Consider the following 8,976-nt stretch of genomic DNA (forward strand, 5'->3'; position numbering starts at 1 on the left):
TCAAAATCGCATTATTCAAGAATTGAGTAATGCGATTTTGCCAGATCTTTGCTAGCTGCAATTCACTATTAGCAAAGTTGGCAACTACGTCATATTTTGTAACTGTGAGTATAGTTTGTTTTGTTAATCCTGGTTGTTCTGGCGCATAAATAACTGTTAAATTATTCAGAGTTCCTACTTCAATTTTGGGTGTTTGAGGATGAAGATTTAGGCTTTGATTTGTGCCTTGACTATTAATATTATCTTTGCGGATAATATCAATATTTGGTGTGATATTTTGGATTCTTGTCTGAAGTTCTTTTACCTTGGGAGTTAATGTCGGTTTTGCAAGCAATGGTTGGTCAAAATCAGATGGTTTTTCTGGTAATTGATTATTAGATGTAGGGGTTGAATTTGGAGGTGATGGGTTTGGTATTTTACTATTTTTTGACTGTAGTACTATCTTTAAAACTTGTTGAAGATTAATTTCTACAGTTTTTGCTCTTTGCTTGGCAGTAGAAATAGCACTTTGATTCTCTTCTGTATTAGCTGATGGTGCAGCGACAGTAATTAAAGGTCTGCCATTAAACCAGACTTTACTACACATTAAATTACCACATTGATATGGTCGATTAAACCAATCAAAAATTGGTCCTTGATTATCCGTTTGTTGTATATTTGGCAGGAATGGTATTTGTGCCCAAGCTACAGATGACCAAGTAATTGTTATGCCAAAAGTTAATAGGGTAACCAGAATAAATTTGACTGCTGAATGAATTTTACTATGGTTTTTACCCGCAATCACTCTCATATTATTCTGAAAATTTTTGATGAATTGATATTTGATTATATTGTGCATAAATTAATTAAATAACAACAACCTTAAAAGCAATAATATCTGACAACTTTAAATTAAGTTAGTGGCTGAAAATTTATGTTCAATAGCCTCCCTTTTTAAGGGAAAAAAGAGAATATTCCAGATTTCAAGCCTCCTTATTGCAGAGGTACTGATAACTGTTAACGCAGTTCCTCCGGAGGAGGCTAACTGATAACTGAAATGACACTATATTCTACATTTTTCAGGAAAATTTAAAAGAGATCGAATATAGATAAAAATCCTTATAGTCCAGTATAATTGATTGCTTTTTTATCAATTTATATATACAGCATCAGCCATTAGGATTACAATTATATTGATTTATTTTTGCAGAGTACAGGAGTATTTCTATGCCAGAAGCAGTAGGTCTCATAGAAACTATTGGTTTTCCCAGTATATTAGCTGCTGCAGATGCTATGGTCAAAGCTGCGCGAGTTACCTTAGTTTACTACGGTATAGCTGAAAGAGGCCACTTTGTCGTGGTAGTTCGGGGACCAACTTCTGAAGTTTATCCTTCAGTCCAAGCTGGCATTGAAGCAGCAGAAAAAGTCTATGGTGGTATTGTGGACAGTCACTATATTGTTCCTAATCCCCCGGAGAATGTAGAATCTGTATTACCACTAAGTTATACAGAAATTAGTGAACAATTTAGATGAATATTGTCCTAAACTTATTGATAGCTCAAATTAATATTATTGATAATTTGGCTGAATATATAGTTTAGTTATGATAGACATCTAAAATTTTTACAATTAATTGCAGAGATTAATTCTTAACTTAAATTTAGGAGAAATATAATGGCACAACAAGCTGTTGGAGCACTGGAAACTAAGGGTTTTCCTGGTATTTTAGCTGCCTCAGATGCAATGGTAAAAGCAGGTCGAGTCACTTTAGTGGGTTATATTAGGGTTGGTAGTGCTCGGTTTACTGTTCAAATTCGAGGTGATGTTTCGGAAGTAAAAACTGCTATGGATGCAGGAATTGCTGCTGTTGAAAAAGCTTATGGTGCTACTTTGGAATCTTGGGTAATTATTCCTCGTCCTCATGATAATATTGTGGCTGTTTTACCAATAGATTTTAATCCAGGTGTTGAAGAATTCCGCCAACGAGTAGAAGGAATAACTGTACCAAGATTGCCTAATAGGTAGATGAATTTTGACTAATTAAATATCTACATAATTCTATTTTAAGCCGTCCATAAGACTATAGTATTACCAAGATTTACAATTTTGGTTAGTATTAAAAAATATAGACAGTGGACGGTACTATGGAAGCATGATTTGAGTAGCTAGTTTGGATTAAATATTAGATTTTAGGTATTCAATAATTAATAATTATCTGTATAAAAAAAGATTGGTGAATATTTTTTTTGATTTATTTATTCAAATAATAAGAGGCTTTAAACCTTAATGATTAGATAATTATAAAAAATCAATAACCAGAACACATAAAACTATCACAATTAATTAGGAAACTATATATTCTGTAAAAATAATCCCAAAATTGGTGAGATTTTAATAGTGAAAATTGAAAAAGTAATAAGTGAACATTTTCATTCAATATGCTATTGTTAAAATAAGCACAATTGAATCTCTGTAAAAAATATTGAATTTATCTATTGTTGACAATTAAAAACAAATCGAATGGAATTTTGATTGAGAATAGCTACAATGAGTAAAGACTATGACAGCAGGATAGTCTTTATTTATTGTAGCTAATTTCCTATTGAATTTTGTGTAGGTAGTGCGAGTACATAGCAAAAAAACTAAAATACAGATAATAAAGTCTGAAACTATTACTACTGTTACCTACTTTCTAATTCCAAAAGATTTTCTACACAACCCTGTCGAGGACTGCTATATATTGAATCTTATCTGAAGCTATGGATACTTGGATTATACAATTACACCGCTCTACTAATGAAATCACTTTTTTGGCAATTAGTGCCTTGGCAGCAATAATTTTTTGCTTTTGGTTTATCCCTATTGCTACAGATACTATGGTAAATTCTGCAGCAGGTTTAGCTGAAAAATATTTAGGTAAAAATCAACGCACAATAGTAATCAATTCTAGTACAAATAATCCTGAATTATTTTTGATGTTGCTATCATTGAGTCTCGGTAGGTTAGGAGGTATAGCAACTCCTCTAGGTTCAAATTTTCCAATATTTATCTAATGTTTATTGTGGCACCAATAATTGTTATAGGTAAATGGGTATTTTTAGGAAAAATATCTAATATCAAAAATTTTATCGAAATTCTTAATAAAGAAAAAATGCTATTTTTATGGCATTTTTCCATGTCATTATCAATGTTTGCCTTTGCTACTACAGCTTATTGGTTTATTACTGGTGAATCGGAATTTGCACCTTTGCCAGAAGTCATAGATTCCCGAACTTTACCTTGGGTAATTGTTGGTGGTATAACTTGTTTAGCAGGTATATTTGTCTTTTTTCTTTATGAAAAACAGTTTAAGCAAAAAAGACCTGAATTATTTGAAGATATTAATGCAGATGATTATGAAGCAAGTTGGTGGAAGTTTATTGTAGGCACGGCTTTATTGATATTATTATGTTATATTTTAAATACATTATTTATAGCTTGGACTGAAATTTATGATGATTTACTGACTAAATTGTTTGGTGATTCAATTTTTGCAGGATTGCATTATTTTTTGGGAAGTTTAATATCATCTTTACCAGAAACAATTGTAGCTGTGAAAAATTATGAGCGTTTAACTTCACCAGATTTAAACACAGCAATGGCATCAGCTAGTCAGTCAAATATGACTAATTTGGGAATAGGTTTTTTAGGTAGTGTTTTAGCAAGTTTACTATTGGCTATAGGTATTAATTATCAGTTATAAAATCAAGCTATCGGCTGTGTTGAAAAATAATTTTGAAGAAGGAATAAGAAAAAAGTGGATGGGGTTTGTAGACAGGAAGTGGCAGGTCGTTGACTATCCCCAACCAATTGTAGACGGTGGGGTATTAAACCCTTGAAGAAGGAGACAGGAGACAGGAGACAGGAGACAGGAGGAAAATTACATGGGGATAGTCAACGAAGGGCCGCTCCGCGTCTACGCTCCCCCAAGTAATTTTGAACACCCCCGTTGACGGTGGGGTATTAAACCCACAAAGAAAATGATAAAGAAAAAGATAATTACCGAATAATTAAGGTTTAATCCTCTTCTTTGAAGAATAAAGAAAGACAAAAAATTCTTTTCGCCAATCCGATAATTTTCAGGAGAGGTAATTATTAATTGTTATACTAATTTTATGTGAGGCTGCACAGAATTAGGTGTTAGGTGTTAGGTCGTAGGTCGTAGGTCTTAGGTCTCATAGCAATTTTATCTGAGATTACATAGAATTATGAAACTTATTAACTTTTCTATCTAGAGCTACAGTCAACTCCGATTAAAATATTATTCTATGCAAGTTAGAAATGAATTTGGTATTAATTATTAATTATCGAATATAGTTATAACTGAATTTAATATAGTTAAATGGAATTGATTGAAGAAGGAAGTACTGAAGTTGTAAAAAGTTTATGGGGATACTGAAAAAAGTTGCTCCACCCCTACAAAGTTCAACGAATTCACTCTGTAGACAGTGAGGTATTAAACTCATCAGAAAAAAGATAATATTAGACTCATCAAAAATCACAGATTTATGAGCTACAAAAATAAATTATTTTGGGTTTTGTGGGTAATAGGTATGATCGGAATATTATCTTTATTGTTGCTCGATATACCTCTACCAGAAGATAATAAATTACTTCCTTCATGGATAATTAAACTGTTTACTTTATTCCAGCAAACTGTGTTGTTATCTATAGCAGTAATTATTAAAGTTGCTTTAGCTGAAAAAGTTAAATTATCAGCACCTTTAGCAGAAGCGATCGCTAAGAAAAATCCACTTATGCCAGTAATTAAACTGCAAATATTACCAGGTATGATTGGAGATTTCATCGGAGATTTAGCTTTAGTCTTCATTGCTTTATTATGGCAACCGTTTTTACCTTCAGACTTTGTAACTAAAAGTTCGGAAATATCCAACAATTTACCATTTATAACTCGCATTTTATTTGGAGGTATTACCGAAGAATTATTAATTAGATGGGGGTTAATGACACTCCTAGTTTGGATAGGATGGAAAATTTTTCAAAGAGGAAAAGGTAAACCCTAAGGGCGATACTTTGTTATGGCAATTTTGTTGTCATCTTTATTATTTGGGGTCAGACATTTACCAATAGCTTTTTGATTTCAAACTCAGGTAAATGCGATATTTATTTCCTATATTATTACGATTAATTCATTATTTGGTTTAATTCTCGGATATCTGTATTGGCAAAAAGGTTTAGAGTCTGCAATACTAGCTCATGGAATAGCTCATGTAGTGTTAGTAATATTTAATCAGTTATAGGTGGTAGGTGTTAGGTAAATTATTAATTGTTAGTTATTCAGGGAAATATTCAATGTTGCCAGATGAGCTGTTGCCTGTTGCCTAGCGCTACGCGCTATATTAATTCCGCTGCTCCTTACCAGTCAAATTAACTTTTTTCCCATTGCTTTCCTGCTGGAAAAACTGCATCAACATCGCTTCCATTCGTGGGGATAAATCAATTGGTAAATTCCCAGACCGCAAATGCAAATCCTGTTGCGGAAACGGAATCTCTATTTGACGCTCTCGCAATATTGCCTCAATCTTAAAATACAACTCACTCCTAATAATTACCTGTTTGCTCGGTTCCGCTGTCCATACCCGCAACTCAAAATTTAGAGAACTATCTCCAAACTCAATAAACAAAACCTGGGGTTCTGGCATCGATAACACATCGGGGTAAACTGCTGCTGCTGCATCTAATAAAGCTTGACATACCCCCTCTACATTAGATCCGTAAGCAACTCCTACTGGTAACCGCAACGCCGAAACTGGGTGGTCATGATCCCAATTTATTAGCTCCGCCTCCAAAAACCGGGAGTTAGGTACAATAATAGACACATGGTCGAAAGTTTTAATCATTGTACTGCGGGCGCCAATGCGTTCAACAGTTCCTTGATATTCTCCAATTTCTACAAAGTCGCCCACCTGTATCGGTCGCTCAAACAATAATACCAAACCACTGCCAAAATTTTTAGCAATATCCTGGAAACCTAAACCAATACCAACGCCAAACGCACTTGCTAACAAGGTAATAGAACTCAAATCTAAACCCCATACTTGCAATAATACCATCACACCAATAGTGATTAAACTGTATTTGGTCATAGTGGCGATCGCTTCTTGAGCGCCTCGGTTAATTCCGGTTACTCGTAAAATGCGCGATCTTAAAATATTAGTTATTCCACCAACACCAATTATTAATGCCCAGACTAAACCTACTAAAATTAATAGATCGGGTACAGAATATGTTTGATTTCCCAAATGAATTACCGGAGAAGTAAAGGTGGAAATTAAGGTATCGGTAAACTGATAACTAAACTGTCGAGTTAGGGGAAATTTATTAGTAATATACAGAATTGTTCCTATCCATAAAGCTATTCTTGTAACTAGCAAACTTAAACTAATTAATATAGATAAACTTTTGCTCTCTTCAGGATGAGCAATGCCATGATTTCCCAAAAAAAACAATATAACTTGATATAAATATTTTCGCCATACTAACTTTAATAGCCAGTTTATTACTATAGCTCCATTAATAATTAATCCTACTTTAATTAATGTGTTTCCCAGAAATTTTAAAGAGCGTTCTTTTTGAGCTATTTTTACTGAATCCTCAATTTTTTCTGCCCAAATGTCTGTTTGCTCTTTGAGATTGCTCCCTGGAAAAACATCTTTTTGAGTAACAGTTAATAGATAGGCATCGTTTAACCAAATTGTTGGTAGTTTTTCATCTGTTTTAACTTTTAAATGTATAGGTTTTGATGATGAAACTACAGTTGATAACTTTTGTTCAATTAATTCGGCTCTTTTCTGGGCAGTATATTCCCCTGCACTGCTAATCTTGAGTATTGGTCGCCCATCTAAAACTACTGGAGCTGTAGAATTTTTAAATTCTACTAATGCTGCTCCTGGAGTAAATATCATTAAGCTACTGAGGATGAGCGCGATTATGCTAAATATAATAAATTGAAGTATTCCTGATTGACGAGATTTATAATTATAGTTATAGTTATTTTTTACAATCACTCTTTTTTCCACCCTTTCGTATTTTAATATACAATAATATAAAATATCAATAAATTTTTAATTAATTGTAACACAATGTAGGACAAGTTGATAGAAGTTTGGTTTTCCATCAAAATTATTAATTCCTACACTGCTTTACTAATTGAATTGGATACATATATAGTTGAACAAGAGTATTAGGTATAGTTCCGGAAAAAAGTAATATTTTTTTATTATTAATAATTGGTAAATGGTAAGTTTTGAGCTATAAATCATTAGTCAATATAGTAGAAGAAAGAGAAGAAAGAGGGAAGAATAAAAAATATTACATTATCTGAGTTTTAAGCTGGCAATCTGTCTTAAGCTTTCCTTCGACTGCTATATCTTAAGATTAAAATTTTAATTATCAGTTTTTTCGATGGAATATCAAAACTCTGATAGTATATTTTTTTTGTTCAATAATTAATAATTAGAGGATTGAATCAAAGGGAAAATTATGTTTGTAGGACAACATCCTATGGTGTAGCTAGGGAGATATTTTTGGTCTTAATTATTCGGTTTAATTAATATTGAAATATAACTTTGAAATTCATGGCGATCGCCAATCAACTTAATTTAAAATTATCACTTCTAAGCTTCTAATACCAAGGGTAATATCATGTCCGGATAAGAGCGCGATAGAACTCCGTTCCGCTTACACATTAACGCAGTTGTGCGCCAGCAAACAAAAAACTTTCTCTTTCTTCTTCTTTTTTCCCTCCTGACTCCTGACTCCTTTGTCATTTATTTATAACTTTTCAACCGGACATGATATAAAAAAGAATGCTAAAAAAGAGCTGCTCTAATTCATTATTAGACAGCTATCTCTATCATTTTCCCCTTTTTTTTCAAAATTTACTCCTTCTTCCCTCTTCCTTTTTTCCCTCTTCCTTACTTATTACCTTGGTACTGAAACTTGTTTCAATATAGAATTAATTATACTATCAATTATTATTCCATCTAACTGCGCTTCAGGTTTCAAAATTAACCGATGACGTAATAGAGGTAATGCCACTGTTTTAATATCATCTGGAGTTACATAATTTCTATTATTTAACCAAGCTTGTGTTTTACTGGTTTGTAACCATGCTACTGTCGCTCGTGGAGAAGCACCTAAAGCTACATCCGGATGTTTTCTGGTTTGCTGAACTAACCCTAATAAATAATCTAATATTTTTTCTTGAACGTTAATTGCTTCTATTTCTTGACGAGTAATAATTATTTGTTCGACCGTTGCTATAGGTTTAATTTGATTTAATTGAATACTTTTTGCAGCAAAACCTTGTTGAACATTGAGCAACATTTGTTTTTCTGCTGCTATGTCTGGGTAATCAATAATAATCTTGAATAAAAATCTATCTAATTGTGCTTCTGGTAATGGATATGTACCTTCAAATTCTAGGGAATTTTGAGTAGCAATTACCCAAAATAAATTTGGTAATGGCAAAGTTTCTCCATCTAATGTTACCTGTTGTTCTGCCATAGCTTCGAGTAAAGCTGCTTGGGTTTTTGGTGGAGTACGATTAATTTCATCTGCTAATAATATTTCTGTAAAAATTGGACCTTTTTTTAGGGTAAAGTTGCGACTATTGAGGTCAAATACATTAGTTCCTAAGATATCTGATGGTAGAATATCTGGTGTTAGTTGAACTCTGCTAAATTCGGCTTGAATTAATCTAGCTAATGCTTTGACTGTGAGAGTTTTTCCTGTGCCTGGAACTCCTTCAATTATTACATGACCTCCAGTCAACAGGGCGATTAATAATTGTTGAATAGGTATATTTTGACCGACAATTATTTGATTGAGAGTCTGATATAGTTGTGACCGAATGCTCAGTCAGCTCAACTCTTCGCGTGCTCGAGCCCTCCAGCCCCGTCACCATCGGCAAGCCCCTGCCTACCTACATCGCCG

The 8,976-nt window shown here is 33.2% G+C and carries 8 protein-coding genes; 5 read left to right on the top strand and 3 right to left on the bottom strand.

The window, feature by feature from the left end:
* A partial coding sequence (locus tag F6K13_RS07250; RefSeq protein WP_287287099.1) for a hypothetical protein occupies positions 1 to 838 on the bottom strand: 838 nt, incomplete at its 3' end.
* A gap of 368 nt (positions 839 to 1,206) precedes the next feature.
* Between F6K13_RS07250 and F6K13_RS07255 the strand changes: the two genes are divergently transcribed.
* The 5 genes from F6K13_RS07255 (at position 1,207) to F6K13_RS07275 (ending at position 5,042) form a co-directional block, all read left to right on the top strand.
* A complete protein-coding gene (locus F6K13_RS07255) occupies positions 1,207 to 1,512 on the top strand; it encodes a BMC domain-containing protein (RefSeq protein WP_124143536.1) in 306 nt (101 codons plus the stop codon).
* Between the two features lie 141 nt (positions 1,513 to 1,653).
* Positions 1,654 to 2,004 (top strand): carbon dioxide-concentrating mechanism protein CcmK, encoded by a 351-nt coding sequence (locus F6K13_RS07260; RefSeq protein WP_124143537.1) that lies wholly within the window; start codon positions 1,654 to 1,656, stop codon positions 2,002 to 2,004.
* Between the two features lie 734 nt (positions 2,005 to 2,738).
* Positions 2,739 to 3,032: a hypothetical protein gene (locus F6K13_RS07265; RefSeq protein WP_287287100.1), complete on the top strand. Its 294-nt coding sequence runs from the start codon at positions 2,739 to 2,741 to the stop codon at positions 3,030 to 3,032.
* Positions 3,033 to 3,040: 8 nt separating this feature from the next.
* Entirely contained in the window at positions 3,041 to 3,721 is a 681-nt protein-coding gene (locus F6K13_RS07270) for a hypothetical protein (RefSeq protein ID WP_287287101.1), read from the top strand.
* Positions 3,722 to 4,526: 805 nt separating this feature from the next.
* A complete protein-coding gene (locus F6K13_RS07275; protein WP_205127681.1) occupies positions 4,527 to 5,042 on the top strand; it encodes a hypothetical protein in 516 nt (171 codons plus the stop codon).
* Positions 5,043 to 5,378: 336 nt separating this feature from the next.
* Here the strand turns inward: F6K13_RS07275 and F6K13_RS07280 are convergent, their stop codons facing one another.
* Complete coding sequence (locus F6K13_RS07280; RefSeq protein ID WP_240041640.1) at positions 5,379 to 6,944, bottom strand: mechanosensitive ion channel family protein; 1,566 nt, start codon at positions 6,942 to 6,944, stop codon at positions 5,379 to 5,381.
* A gap of 1,018 nt (positions 6,945 to 7,962) precedes the next feature.
* A complete protein-coding gene (locus F6K13_RS07285; protein ID WP_287287103.1) occupies positions 7,963 to 8,901 on the bottom strand; it encodes a MoxR family ATPase in 939 nt (312 codons plus the stop codon).
* Positions 8,902 to 8,976: the final 75 nt, after the last annotated feature.

Source organism: Okeania sp. SIO2B9 (genome assembly GCF_010672505.1).
GTDB classification, from domain to species: Bacteria; Cyanobacteriota; Cyanobacteriia; order Cyanobacteriales; family Microcoleaceae; genus Okeania; species Okeania hirsuta.

Coding starts and splice junctions, on each gene's coding strand:
- F6K13_RS07255 (WP_124143536.1), top strand. CDS start 1,207: ATGCCAGAAGCAGTAGGTCTCATAGAAACTATTGGTTTTCCCAGTATA.
- F6K13_RS07260 (WP_124143537.1), top strand. CDS start 1,654: ATGGCACAACAAGCTGTTGGAGCACTGGAAACTAAGGGTTTTCCTGGT.
- F6K13_RS07265 (WP_287287100.1), top strand. CDS start 2,739: ATGGATACTTGGATTATACAATTACACCGCTCTACTAATGAAATCACT.
- F6K13_RS07275 (WP_205127681.1), top strand. CDS start 4,527: ATGAGCTACAAAAATAAATTATTTTGGGTTTTGTGGGTAATAGGTATG.
- F6K13_RS07280 (WP_240041640.1), bottom strand. CDS start 6,944: ATGATATTTACTCCAGGAGCAGCATTAGTAGAATTTAAAAATTCTACA.